Annotated in this window: 21 protein-coding genes; 2 read left to right on the forward strand and 19 right to left on the reverse strand. The window is 63.7% G+C overall.

The window, feature by feature from the left end; translation table 11 throughout:
• The first annotated feature begins 72 nt into the window (after positions 1-72).
• Complete coding sequence (locus tag IVB31_RS10360; RefSeq protein WP_247322087.1) at positions 73-702, forward strand: LysR family transcriptional regulator; 630 nt, start codon at positions 73-75, stop codon at positions 700-702.
• Between the two features lie 335 nt (positions 703-1,037).
• On the opposite strand, the gene IVB31_RS10365 is transcribed toward IVB31_RS10360, so the two are convergent.
• From IVB31_RS10365 to IVB31_RS10395, 7 genes are all read right to left on the reverse strand, one after another.
• On the reverse strand, positions 1,038-2,318 hold the full coding sequence (locus IVB31_RS10365; RefSeq protein ID WP_247322088.1) for a lipoprotein-releasing ABC transporter permease subunit: 1,281 nt from the start codon (positions 2,316-2,318) through the stop codon (positions 1,038-1,040).
• A gap of 171 nt (positions 2,319-2,489) precedes the next feature.
• The gene (locus tag IVB31_RS10370) at positions 2,490-2,786 is read right to left on the reverse strand and encodes a hypothetical protein (RefSeq protein ID WP_247321484.1); all 297 of its coding nucleotides are present in this window, start codon (positions 2,784-2,786) and stop codon (positions 2,490-2,492) included.
• Between the two features lie 108 nt (positions 2,787-2,894).
• A complete protein-coding gene (locus tag IVB31_RS10375) occupies positions 2,895-3,947 on the reverse strand; it encodes an oligopeptide/dipeptide ABC transporter ATP-binding protein (protein WP_247321485.1) in 1,053 nt (350 codons plus the stop codon).
• Positions 3,940-4,920 (reverse strand): ABC transporter ATP-binding protein, encoded by a 981-nt coding sequence (locus IVB31_RS10380; RefSeq protein ID WP_247321486.1) that lies wholly within the window; start codon positions 4,918-4,920, stop codon positions 3,940-3,942. The genes IVB31_RS10375 and IVB31_RS10380 overlap by 8 nt, the downstream gene beginning before the upstream one ends.
• Positions 4,917-5,738: an ABC transporter permease gene (locus tag IVB31_RS10385; RefSeq protein ID WP_211398098.1), complete on the reverse strand. Its 822-nt coding sequence runs from the start codon at positions 5,736-5,738 to the stop codon at positions 4,917-4,919. Before IVB31_RS10385 ends, IVB31_RS10380 begins: the two co-directional genes overlap by 4 nt.
• On the reverse strand, positions 5,735-6,658 hold the full coding sequence (locus IVB31_RS10390) for an ABC transporter permease (protein WP_247322089.1): 924 nt from the start codon (positions 6,656-6,658) through the stop codon (positions 5,735-5,737). Before IVB31_RS10390 ends, IVB31_RS10385 begins: the two co-directional genes overlap by 4 nt.
• A gap of 60 nt (positions 6,659-6,718) precedes the next feature.
• A complete protein-coding gene (locus tag IVB31_RS10395) occupies positions 6,719-8,308 on the reverse strand; it encodes an ABC transporter substrate-binding protein (protein ID WP_247321487.1) in 1,590 nt (529 codons plus the stop codon).
• A gap of 273 nt (positions 8,309-8,581) precedes the next feature.
• Between IVB31_RS10395 and IVB31_RS10400 the strand changes: the two genes are divergently transcribed.
• Complete coding sequence (locus IVB31_RS10400) at positions 8,582-9,463, forward strand: hypothetical protein (protein WP_247321489.1); 882 nt, start codon at positions 8,582-8,584, stop codon at positions 9,461-9,463.
• An 86-nt stretch (positions 9,464-9,549) separates the two neighbouring features.
• Here IVB31_RS10400 and mtnK read toward each other — a convergent pair whose 3' ends face one another.
• The 12 genes from mtnK to nuoI form a co-directional block, all read right to left on the reverse strand.
• Positions 9,550-10,839 (reverse strand): S-methyl-5-thioribose kinase, encoded by a 1,290-nt coding sequence (gene mtnK, locus IVB31_RS10405; RefSeq protein WP_247321491.1) that lies wholly within the window; start codon positions 10,837-10,839, stop codon positions 9,550-9,552.
• Positions 10,840-10,871: 32 nt separating this feature from the next.
• On the reverse strand, positions 10,872-11,219 hold the full coding sequence (locus tag IVB31_RS10410; RefSeq protein WP_247321492.1) for a hypothetical protein: 348 nt from the start codon (positions 11,217-11,219) through the stop codon (positions 10,872-10,874).
• A gap of 29 nt (positions 11,220-11,248) precedes the next feature.
• Positions 11,249-11,524 (reverse strand): DUF1467 family protein, encoded by a 276-nt coding sequence (locus IVB31_RS10415; RefSeq protein ID WP_247321494.1) that lies wholly within the window; start codon positions 11,522-11,524, stop codon positions 11,249-11,251.
• An 8-nt stretch (positions 11,525-11,532) separates the two neighbouring features.
• The gene (gene mce / locus IVB31_RS10420) at positions 11,533-11,937 is read right to left on the reverse strand and encodes a methylmalonyl-CoA epimerase (protein WP_247321498.1); all 405 of its coding nucleotides are present in this window, start codon (positions 11,935-11,937) and stop codon (positions 11,533-11,535) included.
• A gap of 92 nt (positions 11,938-12,029) precedes the next feature.
• On the reverse strand, positions 12,030-13,700 hold the full coding sequence (locus IVB31_RS10425) for a ribonuclease J (protein WP_247321500.1): 1,671 nt from the start codon (positions 13,698-13,700) through the stop codon (positions 12,030-12,032).
• Positions 13,700-14,506, reverse strand: a complete 807-nt coding sequence (locus IVB31_RS10430; protein WP_247321502.1) for a biotin--[acetyl-CoA-carboxylase] ligase — start codon at positions 14,504-14,506, stop codon at positions 13,700-13,702. The genes IVB31_RS10425 and IVB31_RS10430 overlap by 1 nt, the downstream gene beginning before the upstream one ends.
• Position 14,507: 1 nt before the next feature.
• On the reverse strand, positions 14,508-15,944 hold the full coding sequence (gene nuoN, locus IVB31_RS10435; protein WP_247321504.1) for an NADH-quinone oxidoreductase subunit NuoN: 1,437 nt from the start codon (positions 15,942-15,944) through the stop codon (positions 14,508-14,510).
• A gap of 22 nt (positions 15,945-15,966) precedes the next feature.
• Positions 15,967-17,475 carry an NADH-quinone oxidoreductase subunit M gene (locus IVB31_RS10440; protein ID WP_247321506.1) on the reverse strand — a complete coding sequence of 503 codons (1,509 nt, stop codon included), beginning with the start codon at positions 17,473-17,475 and terminating at the stop codon, positions 15,967-15,969.
• Positions 17,476-19,578 (reverse strand): NADH-quinone oxidoreductase subunit L, encoded by a 2,103-nt coding sequence (gene nuoL, locus IVB31_RS10445; protein ID WP_247321508.1) that lies wholly within the window; start codon positions 19,576-19,578, stop codon positions 17,476-17,478.
• Between the two features lie 65 nt (positions 19,579-19,643).
• Entirely contained in the window at positions 19,644-19,952 is a 309-nt protein-coding gene (gene nuoK / locus IVB31_RS10450; RefSeq protein WP_008547737.1) for an NADH-quinone oxidoreductase subunit NuoK, read from the reverse strand.
• Positions 19,949-20,587 carry an NADH-quinone oxidoreductase subunit J gene (locus tag IVB31_RS10455; protein ID WP_247321510.1) on the reverse strand — a complete coding sequence of 213 codons (639 nt, stop codon included), beginning with the start codon at positions 20,585-20,587 and terminating at the stop codon, positions 19,949-19,951. The genes nuoK and IVB31_RS10455 overlap by 4 nt, the downstream gene beginning before the upstream one ends.
• A gap of 9 nt (positions 20,588-20,596) precedes the next feature.
• Positions 20,597-21,085 carry an NADH-quinone oxidoreductase subunit NuoI gene (gene nuoI / locus IVB31_RS10460; RefSeq protein ID WP_026232873.1) on the reverse strand — a complete coding sequence of 163 codons (489 nt, stop codon included), beginning with the start codon at positions 21,083-21,085 and terminating at the stop codon, positions 20,597-20,599.
• Positions 21,086-21,087: the final 2 nt, after the last annotated feature.

A 21,087-nucleotide genomic window follows, 5' to 3' on the forward strand; every position in this document is an offset into this window, starting at 1 on the left:
CATCATTGCTGCGCTTCAGCGCAAGAAAATCTATTGCAAGGCCACAGGCCATCGGTGTCAAACTGCAACGCGATGACCTACACCCTTCCACCACTCAACGCGCTCCGCGCATTCGAAGCCGCCGCGCGGCATCTCAGCTTCAAGCTTGCCGCACACGAGCTGCATGTGACGCCGGCTGCCGTGGGCCAGCAGGTGAAAGCGCTCGAAGCGCGCCTTGGCGTAAGCCTGTTCGACCGGCTGCACAGGCAGCTCATCCTGACCGCGGCCGGTCAGGCCTATCTGCCGGGCATATCCGATGGCTTTCGCCGCATCGCCGACGCGACCTCGCTATTGAAGCCGGCAGGTGCGGTGCTGCTGCAATTGGGGGTCCATGGCAGCTTCGACCTGCGCCGCCTCGATCTGGCGGAGTTTCGCAGCACGCATGCGGAAATAGGTTTGCGGGTGCTGCAGCCCGCCGGCTTGCACGAATTGGTCGAGGGCAAGGTCGACCTGCTGATAGCCCGCGGTCTCGGCCACCATCCGGGCTATCGCTGCGAGCGGGTCGATGAGGGGTCCGGTCTGGGTGATTGGCTGGTTTCGCCTGAAGGCACCGCGGATTGCCCTGAGATCGTCAGTTTTCGCGATTGGCTGCGCGCCCTGCCCGCGGAGAAGGCGGTGGCAAACCACCGCCGCCCTCGACTTGTCGGCATCATCGGAAGTTGAGGCGACCCTGAAGCGCTAAGAATTCGGCGTCGAAGGTCCACCACGGCTGCGCCCTCGCCACAGCTGCGCCGTCGCTCTTCGAGGGCCGCTGAAGACGCGACCAGTTGGGGCTGACGGGGATAGCGGCGCCTGCTGAGTGATCTCGTCATTGCAAGCACAGCATCGGATGCCCCTGCGTCAGTGCGGCGTGAACTCAACGCCAGCAATTCGCGTCCGCTAGCCCCCGCGAAGCAGACCCCGATGAAGCTAGCTGCACCTTCGCCGATCGGCCAGAAGGCGACGTATCCATCTCATAAACACGCCCACCAGGCAGCCTCTGCGCGTCGTTTCCGTGACTAGCCCCGCTGTCGTAGAGCCTCGACGGGGTCGAGCCGCGCAGCGCGCCACGATGGATATAGCGTTGCGAGGAATGACAAGGTTAGAGCCATAGTCACGACCGCTGTGGTCTCCAAGAGATCGATTTCCGCAGGTAGCCTTGACAGAAAATAGAGCTTTGGCGAGAACAACTCGGTGCGCGTCAGCCAAGACATGAATTGCCGGATCGATTCTATATTCACGCAGACGACAAGCCCGACGACGAAGCCGAACAGCGTCCCCGCCACGCCGATCGAAGCGCCGCTGATCATGAAGGTCCGCATGATCGCTCCCTGTGAGGCTCCCATGGTCCTAAGGATCGCGATGTCGCTGCCCTTGTCCTTCACCAGCATGATCAGGCCGGACACGATGTTCAGCGCGGCCACCAAAATGATTAGGCTGAGGATGAGAAACATTACATTGCGTTCGACTTCGAGCGCGTTGAAGAACGTCGCATTGCGCTGTCGCCAGTCAACGAGAAAGATTGGTCGACCAGCCGCTTCCGCTACCATCTTGCGAAACAGGTCGATACGATCTGGATTGGCAGTGAAAACCTCGATCGCGGTGACGTCCTGATTGCGATTGAAAAAGGCCTGCGCTTCTGCGAGCGGCATGAAGATGACGCCGGCGTCGTATTCAGACATCCCAATCTCGAAAACAGCCGCGACTTGATATTTCTTGATGCGCGGCATCATGCCCATAGGAGTGACTGCGCCGCGTTGTGCAACGAGCGTTACATTGTCACCCGAATGTACCGAGAGTTGATCGGCAAGGCCTTGGCCGATAGCGACGCCCTGGCCCTCGTCAAAATGGTCGAGTGACCCGTGCTTGATGTCGTTAGCTATCGAAGGTATCTGGTTGAGATCAGCCGCTCGAATGCCGCGTACTAGGACGCCGGAGGCGTTTGAGGATGATGCCAGTGCCGGGCCGTCAACGACCGGTACCGCCAACCGAATGCCCTGCACCTGACCGATGCGCTCGGCGACATCCTTCCAGTCGGTCAAAGGGGCCTCTAGCGGCTGCACCACAATATGCCCGTTGAACCCGAGTATCTTGCCCAGAAGTTCGGTGCGAAAACCGTTCATCACCGCCATGACGATGATCAGCGTGGCGACCCCGAGCAAGATTCCTAGAAACGAAAACCCCGCGATGACTGAGACAAACCCCTCTTTCCGGCGGGCGCGTAGATAGCGTGCAGCGAGCATCCATTCAAACGGTGCAAAGGGTCCTGCTTGCGGCGAATCCATCACTGTCTCGTCCATCATCCGAATGGGATCGCCATTCTGTCCTGTTATGATCGGATTGGCTACCTTGGCGTGTGGCAAGTCCGCTTTGGGTCACAAGCGGTCCTCCACCGGCTGCGCACGGCAGGTCAGCGACGGGCCAAGACCGGACATCAGCAGGACGATGCCAAAGTCATGGCTTGTCGTCGGTCAATCAATCCAGCCAATGATGCCAAGAAACCAACCACCAAAGAAAGAAGTGATAAGCAGGATAAGCATCAGGAGATAATCCGTTTCGAAGGGGCCGGATTCTTGCCAGCCTTGAACATGATGAAGTCCGAGCAGCCCCAGTGCGCAAATTCCGGCAAACATAACGGGCCACATCGCCGCACGCCGCTGCTGCTGGTCCAGCCGTCCTTGAAGGTTTCGTGGTAAAGATCCAGCTCGACGGTACGCCATAGCGGCGCTCAAGACGACCACGATCAGACAGATAGTGAGGATGAACATAGCCACAATCCTTCGCGCCCTAGTTTAAACTCTAGGTTCTAGAGAAGAGCTTGCCGAGCCGATCGAAGTTTATCGATTGCGATATTGGTTCCCTAAGTTGCTTGCGCTCTAGGGATGACCGCCTTCAGTTGAGGCCAGTGCCGCCTGCCCCGCAATCTCGTCGGCCCGCCAGCACCGCACCGAATGCCCATCCGCACGCGTCTCCAGCGCCGGCCCCGGCTCGCGACGGCACACCGCGTCCGCGTAACGGCAGCGCGGGCTGAACGCACATCCGTTCGGCGGATCGAGCGGGTTCGGCAGGTCGCCGCCTGTCGTCGCCAGCGGTGCGTGGTGCAGCGGATCGGGGATCGCCGCGATCAGGGCTTGGGTGTAGGGGTGCGCGGGCCGTTCGAAGATCTCGCGCCAGTCGCCGTTCTCGACGATGCGACCGAGATACATCACTGCGACCCTGTCGCTCATGTGTTCGACGACGCCGAGGTCGTGGCTGATCATGATGTAGGACAGACCGAGCGTGTCCTTCAATTCCAGCAGCAGATTGATGATCTGGGCGCGGATCGAGACATCGAGCGCCGACACGGGCTCATCGCAGATGACGATTTTGGGATTGAGGATCAGCGCGCGCGCAATGCCGATGCGCTGGCGTTGGCCGCCGGAGAATTCGTGGGGGTAGCGGTCGGCCTGTTCGGGCCGCAGGCCCACATGCCGCAGCATCGCCGCGACGCGGTCCTCAATCTCGCTCTTGGCCGTGACTCCATGCACACGCAGGGGATCTTCCAGCGTGCGGCGGACGGTCTGGCGTGGATTGAGCGAGGCATAGGGGTCCTGGAACACGATCTGCACGGTACGGGCCAGCGACTTCCGATCGCCGGATGGCCTGTTCGCGACGACCTGCCCGTCCAGCACGATCCGGCCGCGCGTCGGCGTCAGCAGGCCAAGGATCGACAGGGCGACCGTCGACTTGCCCGAGCCGGACTCACCGACGAGGCCAAGGCATTCGCCGCGCTTCAGCTTGAGATCGACGCCATCGACGGCACGGAGCACCCGCTTGCCGTGCCCCAGCAGGCCGCCGCCCATCGGAAAATGAACCGCGAGATCCTCGACGCTGAGAATGAGATCATCGTCCGCCTTGGCCTCGCCCTGCAGGTCCTGCGGCTCATGCATGGTGATGACACCTGACCAGGCCGCCCGCCTCCAGCAAATCCGCCGCCGGCGCGATTGTCCGGCAAATATCGGTCGCGTGCGCGCAACGCGGATTGAACCGACAGCCGTCGGGGAAATTCGTGATCGCGGGGACGACGCCGGCAATCTCCTTCAGCCTGGTCCGGCCAAGCGCCGCGCGGCTGCCGAGCCGCGGCAGCGAGTCCACCAGCCCTCGCGTATAGGGATGCGAGGGCGCCCGGAAGATATCGGCGGAGCCGCGCTCCTCGACAATGCGGCCCGCATACATCACGGCCACGCGGCGACAGACATTGGCGACCAGGCCGAGGTCGTGGCTGATCATCAGGATCGCCGTTCCCCGCTCGGCGCACAGATTGCGCATCAGCTCGATGATTTCGGCCTGCACGGTGACGTCGAGCGCGGTCGTCGGCTCGTCGGCGATCAGCAGGTCCGGACCGCAGGCGAGCGCGATGGCGATCATCACGCGTTGGCGCATGCCGCCCGAGAGCTGGTGCGGGTAATCCTTCACGCGTCGTTCCGGCGCGGGAACGCGGACGCTCGCCAGCGCCTCGACAGCTAGTCTGTCGGCCTCCCGCCAGCTCTTGCCCTTGTGCAGCACGAACATCTCGGCGATCTGCCGACCCACCGGCGAGACCGGGTTCAGCGCCGTCATCGGCTCCTGGAAGATCATGGCGATGCGATTGCCGCGCAGCTCCCGCTGCCTGGCGGCTGAAAGATGCTGGATCTCCCGTCCCTCAAACCGGATGGTTCCGCCGCCGATCGACAGCGGCTGCCGCAACAGGCCGATCAAGGCGAGAGCCGTGATGCTCTTGCCGCAGCCGGACTCGCCGACAAGGCCGAACGTCTCGCCACGATCGATGCGGAACGAAACACCCTCGGCCGCCGCGACGCGTCGCGATCCATCGTCGAGATCGATGCGCAAATCCTCGACTTCGATCAGCGGCGCGCCGGTCATGTGCGCCGGCTCCGCGATTGCGGATCGAGGATGTCGCGCAGGCCGTCGCCGAGCAGATTGAGGCCGAGCACCGTCAGGAAGATGGCAAGGCCGGGAAACACCGAGAGCCACGGCGCCGTCGTGATCTGATCGCGGGCATCCGACAACATGCTGCCCCAGCTCGGAAACGGCGGGCGGACGCCGAGGCCGAGGAACGACAAGGCGGCTTCGGACAGGACCGCGCTGCCCATGCCGAGCGTGCCGATCACGACGATCGGCCCCAGCATGTTCGGCAGCAGCTGGGTGATCATGATGCGCAGATCGCCGTAGCCGAGCACGGTCGCGGCCTGCACGTAGCCCTGGCTCCTCAGCGACAGCGCCGATGCGCGCGCGATCCGGCACGTGAAGGACCAGTTGGTCAAGCCGAGCGCGATCAGCAGGCTGGTCAGGCCGGGGCCGAGCACCGCCATGATGGCCAGCGCGAAGATCAGCGAGGGGATCGCGAGCATGAGATTGGTCAGGCCGTTGACGACATCGTCCCACCAGCCGCCCCAATAGCCGGCGCTGAGGCCCAGCGCGACACCGATGACGCTGTTGATGAGCTGCGAGACGATGCCGACCGTCAGCGAAACGCGCGCGCCGTAGACGACGCGGGAATAGATGTCGCGGCCCTGGTCGTCGGTGCCGAACCACCAGGTCCAGCTCGGAGGCTCTTCCGCGTTGAGCAGATTGGCGTCCAGGACAGGATCGGTATGCGCCAGCCAGGGCGCGAGCAGGCCGACGAAGATCGCAAGCGCGAACAGCGCGCCACCGATGATGAGATTGGCGCGGAGCTTCATGCGTACCTGATCCTGGGATCGATCACGCCGTAGAGCACGTCGATCAGCAGATTGATCGCGAGAAAGGACAGCACCACGACAAGAATGGAGCCCTGGACGGCCGGAATGTCGCGCTGCAAGACACTGTCGACGAGCAGCGAGCCGATGCCCGGCCAGGAGTACAGTTTCTCCACCACGACCGCCTGCCCCATCAGCGCGCCGAACTGCAGGCCGACAGTGGTGAGAATGATGACAAGCGCGTTGCGCATCACATGCCACTTCACCACTCGCGTCTCGCTCATGCCCTTGGAGCGCGCGGTGCGGACGAAATCGGCGGTCATGATTTCGAGCACGGCGGCGCGTGTCGTCCGGGCGAACAGCGCCATCGGCGAGACGCCGAGCGTCACGGCCGGCAGGATCAGGTATTTCAGTCCGCCATCGCCATAGCCGAAACTCGGCAGCCAGCCGAGCTTCAAAGCAAACAAGTACATCAGCACCAATCCCAGCCAGAATTTGGCAATCGAAAGGCCCGATACCGCCACGACCATGGCCAGCGTGTCGACGATGCCGCCGGGTTTCAGCGCGGCGATGAAACCGAGCGGCACGCCGATCACGACGGAAAACGCCATGGCCGCGAAGATGAGCTGGAGCGTCGGCCATGCCCGTTTGGCGATCATGAACGTCACAGGCTCGCGGGTCCGAAACGACGTTCCGAAATCACCTGTTGCGAGCTTGGCGACGTAGGAACCGAAGCGCACATACACGGGCTCGTCGAGGCCGAGCTGCTTCTTCAAACGCAGCTCGACCTGCGGATCGGCATCGTCGCTCATGGAGGAGACGATGCTGCCGGGAACGACGCTGAACAGCACGAACACCAGGGCCACCACGGCGAGCACGGTCGGAATGGTCTGCAGGAGACGACGGAACAGGAAGGAGAGCATCGGCACTTTTCCTCTCTCCCTCCATCGTTCATGGCGATGGAGGGAGCGCGAGAGCGCATGTCACTTCGCGGGCGAGGTCTCGTCGACCCAGAGGTCCTCGACGTTCTGATGGGTCAGCTCGGTCGCGTTCAGCTGAATCCCCTTGAGCCAGGGCTGCACGGCCATCACGGCCTTGTTGTAGTTGAAGAACCAGACCGGCGCCTCTTCGTAGAGGAGCGCGTTGGCCTTTTGCAGCAGCTGGGTGCGCTTGGCCGGATCGTCGGCCTGCCCGGCCTCGTCGACGATCTTGTCGAAGTCGGCATTTTTGAAATTCATGTAGTTGCAGGCGGGTTGCGGCGTCGCCGAGTGGAAGCATTTGAGCGCGGCCTGCGGATCCGGGCCGCTGGCCTGGGAGTAGATGAAGGCCTGGTAGTCGCCGCTGCGAACCACCTCCGCCAGAACCGCGGTCTCGACCTGCTTGACCTTCGCCTTGATGCCGACCCTGTCCAGCATCGGGATCACAGCCGAGACGATCGGCAGACCCCAGCTCTCGTTCTGGCTGGTGGTCCATTCGAATTCGAAGCCTGAGGGATAGCCGGCGTCAGCGAGCAGCTGCTTGGCCTTGGCGGGATCGAAGGCGTAGGGCTTCATCGCCTTGTCGTAAGCGGGCGAAGTCAGCGGCAACCAGCTGGTGGCGCGATAGGCCTTGCCCTTGACCAGCTTGTTGATGATCAAATCCGTGTCGATGGCGTGGTTGATCGCCTGCCGGACCCGCTTGTCGGCGAACGGCTTGAACGCGGGATTCATCCCCATGTAGCGGGTGAAGACCTCGGCGACTTCGACGACGGTGCCCTTGAGGTCGGCGTCGTTCTGATAGGCGACATATTGCGCCGGTCCCAGCACCGAGGTGTCGATCTCCTTGTTGCGGAAGGCGACGTCGCGTGCCGCGGCCTCGCCCATGACCGCGACGATGATCTTGTCGGCGTAGGGCTTGCCCGGCTTGTAGAACCGGTCCCAGCGCTCCAGAACGATGCGCGATCCCGGCACGTGCTCGACGAATTTGAAGGGACCAAGGCCGATCGGCTTCTGAAGAAAGCTCTCCTTGGCGGCTTCGTCGGCGGGATAGATCGACGTTATCGCGTTCCAGAAGTAGAAGCCTGGCTCGACTTTCTCGGTCAGCTTCATCTCGATGGTGAAGTCGTCGATTTTCTTCAGGCCGGAGATTTCCTTGGCTTGGCCCTTCTCGACCGCCGCCGCGCCCTCGATCACGCGGACATAGCGCGCGCCGGGATAGGCCTTGGTGCCGTCCATGATGCGGTTGTAGGTCCAGATGATGTCGTCGGCCGTCATCTTGCGGCCGTTGTGGAAATAGGCGTCGTCGCGCAGCTTGAAGGTGTGAACGAGCCCTCCGCCCGAGACCACATCCTCCTTGGCAAGCTCCAGAACCGGCTTGCCCGCTGCGGAGTCCCAGATGTAGAGCGACCGGTGCAGAGCCTTGGCGTAGATCTCGTCCTGGGCCCGCTGCGTCGTAAGAATGTCCAGGCTGGTGAAACTCGAGCCATAGGGCGCGGTCATGCGGATGGTTCCGCCCTTGCGTGGCGTCTGGGCCTCCGCCGTGGCGGCCAGTGCCAGCCCCAAACCAGCGACGATCGCCACTATCCTGAAGATCATGTGTCCCTCAACAACGCAGGTGTATTCCGACAAGAGATTTGATCATTCGCAGCCCATCGAACGCAAGCTTCGTTTTGGTGGCAATTGATGCCGGTTCCTGAGGCAACGGCGGCCCTCGTGGGTGAAGTTGCACGGCTGCGGCGAGGCCAACCGCCGATTGACGCGGTGCGTCATGGATCGAGCGGACCAGTGAACATTTTTCGTGATCAATGCGACCAAGCTCAGGATCGTTATCCGAGCCCCGGGAATCGCGGAAAACAAGGATCGCGGAAAATGAAAGGCCGAACGTTGGGTATCCTGCTCGCGGGCAGTCTGGTTGCCGCGACAGCAGCGCTGGCGATGCCCGTCACCCCGGACCCCGCCCGGGACGGTTCGACCGACACCATCCAGGCCGGCTGGTCCCACACCTCGCGGTCAAACGGGGATGTTGCCGACATCTGGTGGGCGCTCAGGGACCGCTGCTCCCCCGACTATCTCGGTGAGCGCCTGCTCTGCGACGGCCTCAGGATGCTGGCGCGGGCCGCAAGCCGAACCTTCGAGAGCAAAATGTCCGCGGACGTGGGCCTGCCACTCCCCGCCGGCTGGGGCCTGATCACCGCGAACAACTCGCCCTTCATCCGGTCGGCGCACGTCGAGCTCCCACTCGATCTCAAGACAGTGCTCGGCTTCTATCGGGCCGCGCTCACCAAAAACGGCTGGACCGAGAACGCTGGCGCGGCGGTCGAGGGGGATCGGGCTGCGATCGCCTTCACGACGTCAGACGGACCGGCCTCGCTTCGGCTCACCCGCCGGGACGGCAGGACAATCGCGGACCTGTCGCTGCACAAGTCGCGTGTCGCAACGGCAGGATTCCTGCCAAAGCCGGAGCAAGGACGGCTGATGCTCGGCAACAGGACGGACGACGCGGCAGTCGTCACCGTCAACGAGCGGACCATCAAGCTGGCGGCGCGCGCCGGAGAGAAACTGGCGAATTCGGACGATACAGCCGGCGAATTGCCGGACAGCCAAAAGCTCGATCTATCGCCGGGCAAATACAAGGTCACCCTGACGATGGACGGCAGCGAGGCACGCAGCCGGGAGTTCGAGGTTGCGGCCAACGAGACCTGGGGTCTGCTGGTCGAGCATGGCGTCCTGCTGCCGGTGCGGCTGTATTGAGCGACCGCGTCTCCCAACTCGTCAATGCTTCGTCGCGAGCGCTCCCCGCAAAGACGGAACGCGGAGATGAGCCTCGCGCGACGTCTTCAGCCGGATAATTCCGGCCGCCAGTCCCTCAGCTTCCGCGCAGCACCCGCAACGTCGGCGATCGTCCGAAACGCCACTGCCTCCACCATCATCCCCCGCGCAAGTCGCACGGCGCGGGCTTCGCTGACGGCCCGCTTGCGGGGATCCTCGATCAGCTCGAAATCGATGTTGTGGGCAAGGCCGAAGATGCGGCGGATGGTCTTGGCGGCAGCGAAGCCGACCGTGTCGGTGAAGAGACGCTGCATGTAGGCTTGCCGCTCGGCCTCGAGGCGGATAGCGCCCTTCTCGCCGGCAAAGAGTGAGACCGGGTAGGCATCGCCTGTTGCGTTGGCGCGCCAGAGTTCGAGGAATTTTCGGGCGAACTCGTTCCAGACCTGCTCGACCGTCTCAAGCACCCAGCCCTCAAATGCGCGGCGGTCCCCCGGCGCGCGCTCGTGGCCGGCGGAGGCGAAATAGGCCATCAGCAGGTTCGCCAGCACCGCGCCGACGTCGAATCCCATCGGCCCGTAGAACGCGAATTCGGGATCGATCACCCGCATCTCGCTCTCCGTGACCATGATCGATCCGGTGTGGAGGTCGCCGTGCAGCAGCGCCTCGGGGCTTGCCATGAACTTCAGCTTGAGCCGGGAGATCGCGACATGCAGCTCCATGTCGTCACGGAGGCCCGCGGCCAGACCATCGAGATAAGGCGCCGTCCAGCGGTTCTGCTCGGCGATGCGGTAAGGGTCGGTGAAGATCAGATCCTCGGTGATCTTGCAGAGCGCATGGTTGCCGGCGAAGCCGGCGATGCCGTCCTTCTTCTCGGCGGCGGAGAGCGCGAGGTCGGAGGTGAAGAACAGCGTCCGCGCCATGAAGGTGGTGATGTCGCCGACGAAGCCGGGATATTGCGAGCCTGCGACCAGCCCCTTGCGCATGATGATGTGGGGCTCGAGCAGCTCCATCACCGTCAGCGCCAGTGTCTCGTTGTGGTGCAGCAGCGCCGGCACGAGGCCCGGCGCGAGCTGGGCCTGCCGGGACAGCGCGAGATACTCGAAATGCGCCCGCGACAGCGGCAGCGGCCAGCTTTCGCCGACAAGGCGGACATAGGGCAGCGCCTGCTTCACGGCGATCCCGCCGCGTGCTCCCTTGACGATGAAGACGAGATTGAGATTGCCGTCGCCGACTTCGGTGATTGACCAGGCGGCCGGCTCGCCGCCGAGACGCGACTTGAGGTCCGGAACGCCTGCGAGATAGTCCCGCAAGGCGCCCTCATGCAGAATCCGATAGTCTCCTGCCCGGTCCCCGGCCATGACGATCCCATCCCATGTATGGGCCGGATCGTTTACTCCCGCTCCAGGAAGCTCGAGCCGATCTCGGCCTTTCTTTTGATCGGATCGTAATCGCAATAGACGCCGTCCGCCACCAGCGTGTAGCTGGCGCTGACATTGTATTTGTCCAGCTTGACCGAGTTCAGCCCGATCACCGAGGTGCTCTTGCCGCCGTTCCATTTGAATGGCGTCGAACTCTTGGACTGCTCGCAGGCCATCACCGCGTCGTTGAAGACGTAGCCCTCGACGAAAGCCTTCAGCGTCCGCACCTGCACGGCCATCCGCCACTCGAAATAGCCGATCGCACCGAGGCCGGCGACGATCAGCACCAGCAGTGCGATGACGATCCTCTGAAAAGTCATTCGTTCCCCCGACAACGCAACCAAAAATCCTAGAACGGCATTCCCATCAATTTCGACAGGCGCTCGATCGACAAATAGCCGGCGTGATAGGCGACCATGGCGATCCCGTAGATGACCGCCGAGATGATCGTGGTCCAGATCAGCTTGCGCCGCATGCCGGTCAGGATCGGCGCGCCGGGGTCGCTGCCCGGCACTCCGACGCCGTCCTCGTGTTGGCTGCGCACGCCGAACGGCAGCGTCAGGAACAGCGCGATCCACCAGATGACGAAGTAGATCGCGATCGCGGTCGATATCTGGATGGCCATGCGGCGGCCTATGCCTGCTCGATTTCGACGAGCGCGCCGGAAAAATCCTTCGGGTGCAGGAACAGCACCGGCTTGCCATGGGCGCCGATCTTCGGCACGCCGTCGCCGAGCACGCGCGCGCCCTCCTTCACCAGCGTATCGCGCGAGGCAATGATGTCGACGACCTCGTAGCAGATATGGTGGATGCCGCCGTCGGCGTTGCGTTCGAGAAATTTTGCGATCGGCGAGGTCTCGCCGAGCGGCTCGATGAACTCGATCTTGGTGTTGGGCAGCGTCGCGAACACGGTGGTGACGCCATGCTCGGGCAGCGCGACGGCCTCCGAAATCTGGGCCCCGAAGGCGGCGCCGTAGATCCTGGCGGCCTTGGTGGCGTCCTTTGTGGCGATCGCCACGTGGTTGAGCCGGCCCAGCATGTTTCTTCTCTCCCTTAGAGCATGATCCGGGCCCGGAGGGCCGCGTTAGCGCAAAGTGTGAAGCGGTTTTCCGAAGAGATCATGCTCAAACTTCAAACTGTCAGCACGTGTACCAGACAGTTGGGCTTTTTGCCCCAATGTTCGTTGATGACGGACCGGACAGCGCGTCGCACCGACTCGCCCAACGCGTCGGGATCGCGGCGGCGTGCCTTTGGCAACCCCTCGATCGTGGACATCACGGCGTCGAAGACGAGATCGTCGAAGGGTTCGCCGTCCCTGTTCTTCTCGGGCACGCCGACCAGATCGACTGCGGGATCGTCGACCAGCTCGCCCTGCTCCGTCATGGCGATGGCGACGAAAGCGCAGCCGGAGAACGCCATCCGGCGCCGCTCGACCACAGCCCGGGACTTGGCGTCCTCCAGAATCGTGCCGTCCTTGTAGAGACGGCCCGACGGCACCTCGCCGATGATGCCGGGATCGCCGGGGCCGAGCTTGACCAGGTCGCCGTTGCGGCAGACCAGCACGCGCGGCACGCCGGCGGCGCGCGCCAGCTTCGCATGCTCGTGCAGATGCAGGGGCTCGCCATGGACGGGAATGAGCAGCTGCGGCCGGGTCCAGGCGATCATGTCGCGCAATTCGTCGCGGCGGGGATGGCCGGAGACGTGAACCAGATGGTCGCGGTCGGTGATGACCTCCACGCCTTGCGAGACCAGCCCGTTGATGATCGCGCCGACCGCCTTCTCGTTGCCGGGAATGGTGCGCGAGGAGAAGATCACGCTGTCGCCGCGGTTGAGCGTGATCTCGGGATGGTCGTCATTGGCGATGCGCGCCAGCGCGGCGCGGGCTTCGCCCTGGCTGCCGGTGCACAGCGCCAGCACCTTGTCCTGAGGAAGATGGCCATAGACATCGGGTGAGCGGAAATTCTGCACGCCGTCGAGATAGCCGGTCTCGCGCGCCACCTGGACCACGCGCTCCATGGCGCGGCCGACGACGACGACCTCGCGGTCGGCGGCCTTCGCAGCGATGGCGACGGCCTTGAGGCGCGCGACATTGGAGGCAAAGGTCGTGACTGCGACGCGGCCCTTGGCGGCCTTGACGAGCTCGGTAATGGTTCTGGCGACTTCGGCCTCCGAGGGCGAGCGGCCCTCGCGCACGGCGTTGGTGGAATCGCCGATCAGGGCCATCAGGCCCGCATCGCCCAGCTCGCGCAGCCGCTTCTCGTCGGTCGGGCGGCCGATGATCGGGGTCGGGTCGATCTTCCAGTCGCCGGTGTGCAGCACCGTGCCGACCTCGGTGTGGATGGCCAGCGCATGCGATTCCGGAATTGAATGCGCAACCGGAATGAACTCGACGTTGAACGGGCCGATATCGACGCGCCCGCCTGACGGCACCACCGTCACCGGGATCTTCGGTGCGTTGCGTTCGGCGGCGCATTTGGCCTCGAACAGCGCGGCGCTGAACTGCGTCGCATAGATCGGGCATTTCAGCTTCGGCCAGAGGTCGATGATGGCGCCGAAATGATCCTCATGGGCGTGGGTCAGCACCAGGCCCATCAAGTTCTTGCGTTCCTTCATCAGGAAGCTGATGTCCGGCATGATCAAGTCGATGCCCGGCAGATGCTCCTCGTCCCCGAAGGAGACGCCGAGATCGACAGCGAGCCAGGCGCGCTGCTGCCGGTTGCCGAGGCCGTAGATCGACAGGTTCATGCCGATCTCGCCGACGCCGCCGAGCGGTGCAAATACCAGTTCGTCAGGCTTCGCCATCACGCAGCTCCCACGGAGGCGGCCGTGCCGAAGAACACCTCGCCCGCGGCCACCGGCACGCGCCGGCCCTCCGCGGTGCGGACGATCAGGCAGCCGGTGTCATCGATCGTGTCAAAAATGCCGTCCAGCGTCATTGCTCCCGTGTGGATCGCGACCCGCTCGCCGAGGCCGGCGGCGCGCTCCAGCCACAGTTTTCGGATCTCGGCAAAGCCGCGGCCATTGTCCCAGATGCCGCGGAACTCCACCCAGGCATCGGAGAGCGCCGAGAACAGCTCCTCCGCGCTGATCTGGACCCCGAGCGCGGCGAGCGACACCGCCGGTGTCGGCGTGCCCTCGGGCGCTGCAACGACATTGGTGCCTATGCCGACGACGATGGCAAGGCGTTCGCCGATGGCCTCGGCCTCGAGGCCGATGCCGACGAGCTTCCTGCCGCCGGCAAGCACGTCGTTCGGCCATTTCAGGGCATAGCGGGGACGGCTCTCGCCGAGGCGCAGTGCCGCCTCCAGGCTGACCTTCTCCAAAGCGGCCTCCTCGGCCAGCCCGGCCGCAAAGCCGATCGTCGCGGCGACGGAAGGGGCGACGTCCAGGACTTCGAGCACGCTGGCGGCGAGGTTACCCCTGGGGGCGATCCAGGGGCGCTGGCGGCGGCCGCGGCCGGCGGTCTGCTCCGACGTCACGAACCACATCGGGCCGCGTTCGCCGCGCCTCGCCTGCTCGATCGCCTCGGTGTTGGTCGAGCCGGTCCGGTCGAAAGCTGCGAGCTTGTAGCCCGCCGACGCCGCACGAGGACCGAGCGCGAATGCCATCCTAGAACAGCGACTTGGCGGCGGCGGAAGCGACGCTCACCACCGGGCCTGCGAACAGAGCGAACAGGATGTTGAATAGGCCCGCGACCGCCAGCACCGTCTTGACTTCGACGCGCACCGGATCGACCTGCCCGGCCGGCTCGTCGAAATACATCGTCTTGACGATGGTGAGGTAGTAGTAGGCGCCGACAACGCTGGAGAGCACGCCGATCACGGCGAGCGTGAACAAATTGGCCTTGATGGCGGCGACGAAGACGTACCATTTGGCGAAGAAGCCGGCGAGCGGCGGGATGCCGGCGAGCGAAAACAGCAGCATCGCGAACATGAAAGCGAGCAGCGGATTGGTCCGCGACAGACCTGCGAAATCGCTGATCTGCTCGACCGGCTGGCCGTTGCGCTTCATGGCCAGGATGACCGCGAACGAGCCGAGCGTCATCGCGACGTAAATCACGATGTACATCAGCACGCCCTGCGCGCCCTCGACCGTGCCGGCGGCGAGGCCGACCAGGGCAAAGCCCATGTGGCCGATCGAGGAATAGGCCATCAGGCGCTTGATGTTGCTCTGGCCGATCGCGGCGAACGAACCCAGCGCCATCGAGGCGATCGCCACGAACACCAGGATCTGCTGCCACTGCGAGACGATGCCGGGGAAAGCGGTGAGTGTGACGCGGGTGAAGACGGCGAGCGCGGCCACCTTCGGCGCCGAGGCGAAGAAGGCGGTGACCGGCGTCGGCGCGCCCTCGTAGACGTCGGGCGTCCACATATGGAACGGCACGGCCGAAACCTTGAAGCAGAGGCCGGCGAGCAGGAAGACGAGGCCGAACACCAGGCCGACATTCGAGACCGTAGCTGCCGCCGCGATGCCGGTGAAGCTGACCGTGCCGGTGAAACCGTAAATCAGCGATGCGCCGTAGAGCAGCATGCCCGAGGACAGCGCGCCGAGCACGAAATACTTCAGGCCGGCTTCGGTCGATTTGGCGTTGTCGCGGTTCGAGGCCGCCACGACGTAGAGCGCGAGCGACATCAATTCGAGGCCGAGATAGAGCGAGATCAGATCGCCGGCCGAGATCAGCACCATCATGCCGAGCGTCGAGAGCAGCACCAGGATGGCGTATTCGAAGATGCGGCGCGACGGATCCGACAGGAACTCGGTCGACAGCACCAGCGTCACCGCCGAGCCGATCAGCGCCAGGATCTTCATGAAGCGGGCAAAGTCGTCGACGATGAAGCTGCCGCCGAAAGTCACATGCTTGCCCGCCGGCAACATATATTCGAGCACGCCGACCACGACCAGGAGCAGGACCGCGAGCGTCGTGACAGTCTTGGTGGTCTCCTGCCCGCGATAGGCGCCGAGCATCAGGAGTGCCATGGCGCCGACCGCGAGCACGAGCTCGGGCAGCACCGGCGCCAGTTGATAACCTGCAGTCTCAAAGCTCATGGCGATATCCTGACCTGCCCGCTCACTGGAGCAGTGCGGCGGCCTTCACGGCCGTCACAGCGGTGTTGTAATTGTTGACGAGTTGCTGGACCGAGGCGGCCGACATGTCCAGCACCGGCTTCGGATAGACGCCGAACAGGATCGTCAGCGCGATCAGCGGGAACAGCGTCACGCACTCCCGGAAGGTGAGATCCTTCATGCTCATCAGCGACGGCTTGACCAGCGCCCCGAACACCACCTTGCGGTAGAGCCACAGCGCGTAGCAGGCCGACAGGATCACGCCGAAGGTGGCGAAGAACGCGGTCGGGATCGAGACCTTGAAGGTGCCGAGCAGCGTCATGAACTCGCCGACGAAGCCGGAGGTGCCGGGCAGACCGACATTGGCCATGGTGAAGACCATGAAGGTCAGCGCGTAGAGCGGCATCCGGTTGACGAGGCCGCCATAGGCCGCAATGTCGCGGGTGTGCATGCGGTCGTAGACGATGCCGACGCAGAGGAACAGCGCGCCGGAGACGATGCCGTGCGAGATCATCTGGAACACGCCGCCGGCGACGCCCTGCATGGTGCCGGCAAAGATGCCCATGGTGACGAAGCCCATATGCGCCACTGAGGAGTACGCGATCAGCTTCTTCATGTCCTCCTGCATCAACGCCACCAGCGAGGTGTAGACGATGGCGATCGCCGAGAGCGTGAACACCAGCGGCGCGAAGTCGTGCGAGGCCAGCGGGAACATCGGCAGCGAGAAGCGCAGGAAGCCGTAGCCGCCCATCTTCAAGAGGATCGCGGCGAGGACCACCGAGCCCGCGGTCGGCGCCTCGACGTGCGCGTCGGGGAGCCAGGTGTGGACCGGCCACATCGGCATCTTCACCGCGAAGGAGGCGAAGAAGGCCAGCCATGCCCAAGTCTGCAAGCTGCGCGGCACGGCGGTGTGCATCAGGGTCGGGATGTCGGTGGTGCCGCCGTTCCAGTACAGCGCCATGATGGCGAGCAGCATCAGCACCGAGCCGAGCAACGTGTAGAGGAAGAACTTGAAGGACGCATAGACCCGGCGCGGACCGCCCCAGACACCGATGATCAGGAACATCGGGATCAGGCCGCCCTCGAAGAACAGGTAGAACAGCACGAGATCGAGCGCCGAGAAGGTGCCGATCATCAGCGTTTCCAGAATCAGGAACGCCATCATGTATTCGCGGACCCGGTTGGTGATCGCCTTCCAGCTCGCGATAATGCAGAACGGCATGATGGCGGTGGTCAGGATCACCAGGGGCAACGAGATGCCGTCGACACCCATGTGGTAGGTGATGCCGGTGGCGAGCCAGTTCGCCTTCTCGACGAACTGGAAGTCGGCGTTCGACGGATCGAACCGCATGACCAGGATCACCGACACCGCGAAGGTGATCAGCGTGGTCCAGAGCGCGATCCAGCGCGAGTTGCGCCGCGCCGCCTCGTCATCGCCGCGGCTGAGATAGACGATCAGCGCACCGACCAGCGGCAGGAACGTCGTGACGGATAGAATGGGCCAGGTCGTCATTTACTGGCCTCCAAAGCCGAACATGAACCAGGTGATCAGGCCGGCGGCACCGATCAGCATGGCGAACGCGTAGTGGTAGAGATAGCCGGTCTGGATCTTCACGACGTTGCGGGTGACGTCCAGCACCCGGGCCGAGACGCCGTCGGGGCCGAGGCCGTCGATGATGAAGCCGTCGCCCTTCTTCCAGAGCTGGTAGCCGATCCACTTCGCCGGGCGGACGAAGATCAGGTCGTAGAGCTCGTCGAAGTACCATTTGTTGAGCAGGAACTGATACAGCATCGGCTGCGTGTTCGCGAGCTCGACCGGCAGATATGGCCGGCGGATGTAGAACAGGTAAGACACCAGGAAGCCCAGCACCATCATCACCGTCGGCAGGAAGGCGATGGTCTCGGGGATGTGGTGCATCTCCTCGATGATATGCGGGTTCATCTTCACGGACTCGCGGAAGAACTCCTCGATGCCGTGACCGGCGAACAGCTCCTTGAACGGGAAGCCCGCCAGGATCGAGCCGACCGCGAGCACGCCGATCGGGATCAGCATCCAGATCGGGGCCTCATGTGCGGCTTCATAGTGATGCTCGTCATGCGGCTCGCCATGGAAGGTCTTGAAGATCAGGCGCCAGGAGTAGAACGAGGTCAGGCCGGCGGCGACGACCGTCATCAGGAAGCCGTACATCGCGAACGGATTGTGCGAGGCGTAAGCGGACTCGATGATCGCGTCCTTGGAGAAGTAGCCGGCGGTGAGCGGGAATCCGGTCAGAGCGAGCGTGCCGACCACCATCACCGCGTAGGTGTAGGGGATTTTCTTCCAGAGCCCGCCCATGTTGCGGATGTCCTGCTCGTGGTGCATCGCGTAGATCACCGAGCCGGAGCCCAGGAACAACAGCGCCTTGAAGAAGGCGTGCGTGAACAGATGGAACATGCCGACCGAATAGGCCCCTGCTCCCATCGCCACGAACATGTAGCCGAGCTGCGAACAGGTCGAGTAGGCGACGATGCGCTTGATGTCGTTCTGGACCAGGCCGATGGTCGCGGCGAAGAACGCCGTGGTGGCGCCGAAGAACATCACGACGGCCTGCGCGTTCGGCGCGAGCTCGAACAGCGGCGACAGGCGCGCCACCATGAAGACGCCGGCGGTGACCATGGTCGCGGCATGGATCAGCGCCGACACCGGGGTCGGACCCTCCATCGCGTCCGGCAACCAGGTGTGCAGCAGGAACTGCGCCGACTTGCCCATCGCGCCCATGAACAGGAAGAGGCAGGTCAGCGTCAGCGCGTCGACGTGCCAACCAAGGAAGTCGATGGTCTTGCCGGTCAGGCCGGGCGCGGCATGGAAAATCGTCTCGAAATCGGTCGAGCCGACCAGCATGAAGATCGCGAAGATGCCGAGCGCGAAGCCGAAATCGCCGACGCGGTTGACCACGAAGGCCTTGATGGCGGCAGCGTTCGCCGACGGCTTCTGGTACCAGAAGCCGATCAAGAGATAGCTCGCCAGACCGACGCCTTCCCAGCCGAAGAACAGTTGCACGAGGTTGTCCGCGGTCACCAGCATCAGCATGGCGAAGGTGAACAGCGAGAGATAGCCGAAGAAGCGCGGCCGGTTCGGGTCCTCGTCCATGTAGCCGATGGAATAGAGGTGCACGAGCGAGGACACGGTGGTGACCACCACCAGCATCACGGCGGTGAGCGTGTCGACCCGCAGCGTCCAGTAGACCTGGAGATCGCCGGACATGATCCAGGGCAGCAGCGGAATGCGCATGTCGTGATGCATGAAGCCGACGTCGACCAGCGTCATCCAGGACAGCGCCGCCGACACGAACAGAAGCGCCGTGGTGATCAGCTCGGCGCCGCGCGAGCCCGCCGCGGGCGGCTCCACGGGACCGTGAGCGTGGTCGTCGTGACCGGCGTCGTCGTGATGGCTCTCGTGGATGACGGACGCATCCTCGTTGATCGTGTCGGCCGCATGGGCGTGTGCGCCGTGACCGTGATCATCGTGATGCTCGACCGTGTCGCCCGAGGGGTTGCGGGCATGCGCGCCGAACAGCGCGATCAGGCCGGCCAGAATGGCGCCCAGCAGCGGCAGAAAAACGATTGCCTGAACCATGACTTATTTCTCTTTGCGCATGATCTGACCGGAAAACCGGTATCCACTTTTCCGGATCATGCGCGTTAGCCCTTCATCAGATTGACGTCCTCAACCGCGATCGAGCCGCGGTTGCGGAAATAGACCACCAGGATGGCGAGACCGATCGCGGCTTCCGCAGCCGCGACGGTGAGCACCAAAAGCGCGAAGACCTGGCCGACGATGTCGCCGAGGAAGGTCGAGAACGCCACGAGGTTGATGTTGACCGAGAGCAGGATCAGCTCGATCGACATCAGGATGACGATAATGTTCTTGCGGTTCAGGAAGATGCCGAGGATCCCGAGCGTGAACAGGATCGCTCCGACCGCAAGATAGTGTCCGAGCCCGATCGTCATTTCACCCACTCCGCCGCATCAGAGTCCTGCAGCCCCTGCCCCGGCGCCACCTTGCGCATCGCCATCGCCATTTCGGGCGTGCGCGCGTTCTGAACGTTGATGTCCTGCCGCTTGACGTTCGCCTTGTGTCGCAGCGTCAGCACGATGGCGCCGATCATGGCGACCAGCAGCACCATGCCCGAGAGCTGGAAGTAGTGGATGTACTTCGTATAGAGCACCAGCCCGAGGGCCTCGGTATTGGAGACGTTGGTCGGGATCGCCGCCGTGATCGTCTTGGCGACGCCGGGATTGATGACCCAGAAACCGACGGTGAGCAGCAGCTCGAACAGGAAGATTCCGCCGATCACCAGGCCGACCGGCAGGTACTCGATGAAGCCCTCGCGCAGCTCGAGGAAGTCGACGTCGAGCATCATGATCACGAACAGGAACAGCACCGCGACGGCGCCGACATAGACGACGATCAGGATCATCGCGAGGAATTCGGCGCCCATCAGCACGAACAGGCCCGAGGCGTTGACGAAGGCCAGGATCAGGTACAGCACGGAGTGCACGGGATTGCGCGAGACAATCACCATCACCGCCGAGGCGACGCAGACGCCGGCGAACAGATAGAAGAACAGCGCGGGAAGGATCATGCTCTCATCTCACCGGTACGGCGCGTCGAGCTCGATCGCTTTCGCGATCTCGCGTTCCCAGCGGTCGCCATTGGCGAGCAGCTTGGCCTTGTCATAGAACAATTCCTCGCGGGTCTCGGTCGCGAACTCGAAGTTCGGACCTTCGACGATGGCATCGACCGGACAGGCCTCCTGGCAGAGGCCGCAATAGATGCATTTCACCATGTCGATGTCGTAGCGCACGGTGCGGCGGGTGCCGTCGTTGCGGCGCGGGCCGGCCTCGATGGTGATGGCCTGCGCCGGGCACACGGCTTCGCACAGCTTGCAGGCGATGCAGCGCTCCTCGCCGTTCGGATAGCGGCGCAGCGCGTGCTCGCCGCGGAAGCGCGGCGAGATCGGCCCCTTCTCGAACGGATAATTCAGCGTCGGCTTCGGCTGGAAGAAATAACGCATGGCGAGGAAGAACGCCGAGACGAATTCCGACAGCAGGAGCGAGCGTGCGGTGGCGTTGATGTTGATAC

Origin of the sequence: Bradyrhizobium sp. 21, from assembly GCF_023073335.1 — a bacterium.
GTDB lineage: Bacteria > Pseudomonadota > Alphaproteobacteria > Rhizobiales > Xanthobacteraceae > Bradyrhizobium.

What these genes read in the sequence shown, in the direction of transcription:
- IVB31_RS10360 (WP_247322087.1), top strand. Translation starts at nt 73, where the DNA reads ATGACCTACACCCTTCCACCACTCAACGCGCTCCGCGCATTCGAAGCC.
- IVB31_RS10365 (WP_247322088.1), bottom strand. Translation starts at nt 2,318, where the DNA reads ATGGACGAGACAGTGATGGATTCGCCGCAAGCAGGACCCTTTGCACCG.
- IVB31_RS10370 (WP_247321484.1), bottom strand. Translation starts at nt 2,786, where the DNA reads ATGTTCATCCTCACTATCTGTCTGATCGTGGTCGTCTTGAGCGCCGCT.
- IVB31_RS10375 (WP_247321485.1), bottom strand. Translation starts at nt 3,947, where the DNA reads ATGCATGAGCCGCAGGACCTGCAGGGCGAGGCCAAGGCGGACGATGAT.
- IVB31_RS10380 (WP_247321486.1), bottom strand. Translation starts at nt 4,920, where the DNA reads ATGACCGGCGCGCCGCTGATCGAAGTCGAGGATTTGCGCATCGATCTC.
- IVB31_RS10385 (WP_211398098.1), bottom strand. Translation starts at nt 5,738, where the DNA reads ATGAAGCTCCGCGCCAATCTCATCATCGGTGGCGCGCTGTTCGCGCTT.
- IVB31_RS10390 (WP_247322089.1), bottom strand. Translation starts at nt 6,658, where the DNA reads ATGCTCTCCTTCCTGTTCCGTCGTCTCCTGCAGACCATTCCGACCGTG.
- IVB31_RS10395 (WP_247321487.1), bottom strand. Translation starts at nt 8,308, where the DNA reads ATGATCTTCAGGATAGTGGCGATCGTCGCTGGTTTGGGGCTGGCACTG.
- IVB31_RS10400 (WP_247321489.1), top strand. Translation starts at nt 8,582, where the DNA reads ATGAAAGGCCGAACGTTGGGTATCCTGCTCGCGGGCAGTCTGGTTGCC.
- mtnK (WP_247321491.1), bottom strand. Translation starts at nt 10,839, where the DNA reads ATGGCCGGGGACCGGGCAGGAGACTATCGGATTCTGCATGAGGGCGCC.
- IVB31_RS10410 (WP_247321492.1), bottom strand. Translation starts at nt 11,219, where the DNA reads ATGACTTTTCAGAGGATCGTCATCGCACTGCTGGTGCTGATCGTCGCC.
- IVB31_RS10415 (WP_247321494.1), bottom strand. Translation starts at nt 11,524, where the DNA reads ATGGCCATCCAGATATCGACCGCGATCGCGATCTACTTCGTCATCTGG.
- mce (WP_247321498.1), bottom strand. Translation starts at nt 11,937, where the DNA reads ATGCTGGGCCGGCTCAACCACGTGGCGATCGCCACAAAGGACGCCACC.
- IVB31_RS10425 (WP_247321500.1), bottom strand. Translation starts at nt 13,700, where the DNA reads ATGGCGAAGCCTGACGAACTGGTATTTGCACCGCTCGGCGGCGTCGGC.
- IVB31_RS10430 (WP_247321502.1), bottom strand. Translation starts at nt 14,506, where the DNA reads ATGGCATTCGCGCTCGGTCCTCGTGCGGCGTCGGCGGGCTACAAGCTC.
- nuoN (WP_247321504.1), bottom strand. Translation starts at nt 15,944, where the DNA reads ATGAGCTTTGAGACTGCAGGTTATCAACTGGCGCCGGTGCTGCCCGAG.
- IVB31_RS10440 (WP_247321506.1), bottom strand. Translation starts at nt 17,475, where the DNA reads ATGACGACCTGGCCCATTCTATCCGTCACGACGTTCCTGCCGCTGGTC.
- nuoL (WP_247321508.1), bottom strand. Translation starts at nt 19,578, where the DNA reads ATGGTTCAGGCAATCGTTTTTCTGCCGCTGCTGGGCGCCATTCTGGCC.
- nuoK (WP_008547737.1), bottom strand. Translation starts at nt 19,952, where the DNA reads ATGACGATCGGGCTCGGACACTATCTTGCGGTCGGAGCGATCCTGTTC.
- IVB31_RS10455 (WP_247321510.1), bottom strand. Translation starts at nt 20,587, where the DNA reads ATGATCCTTCCCGCGCTGTTCTTCTATCTGTTCGCCGGCGTCTGCGTC.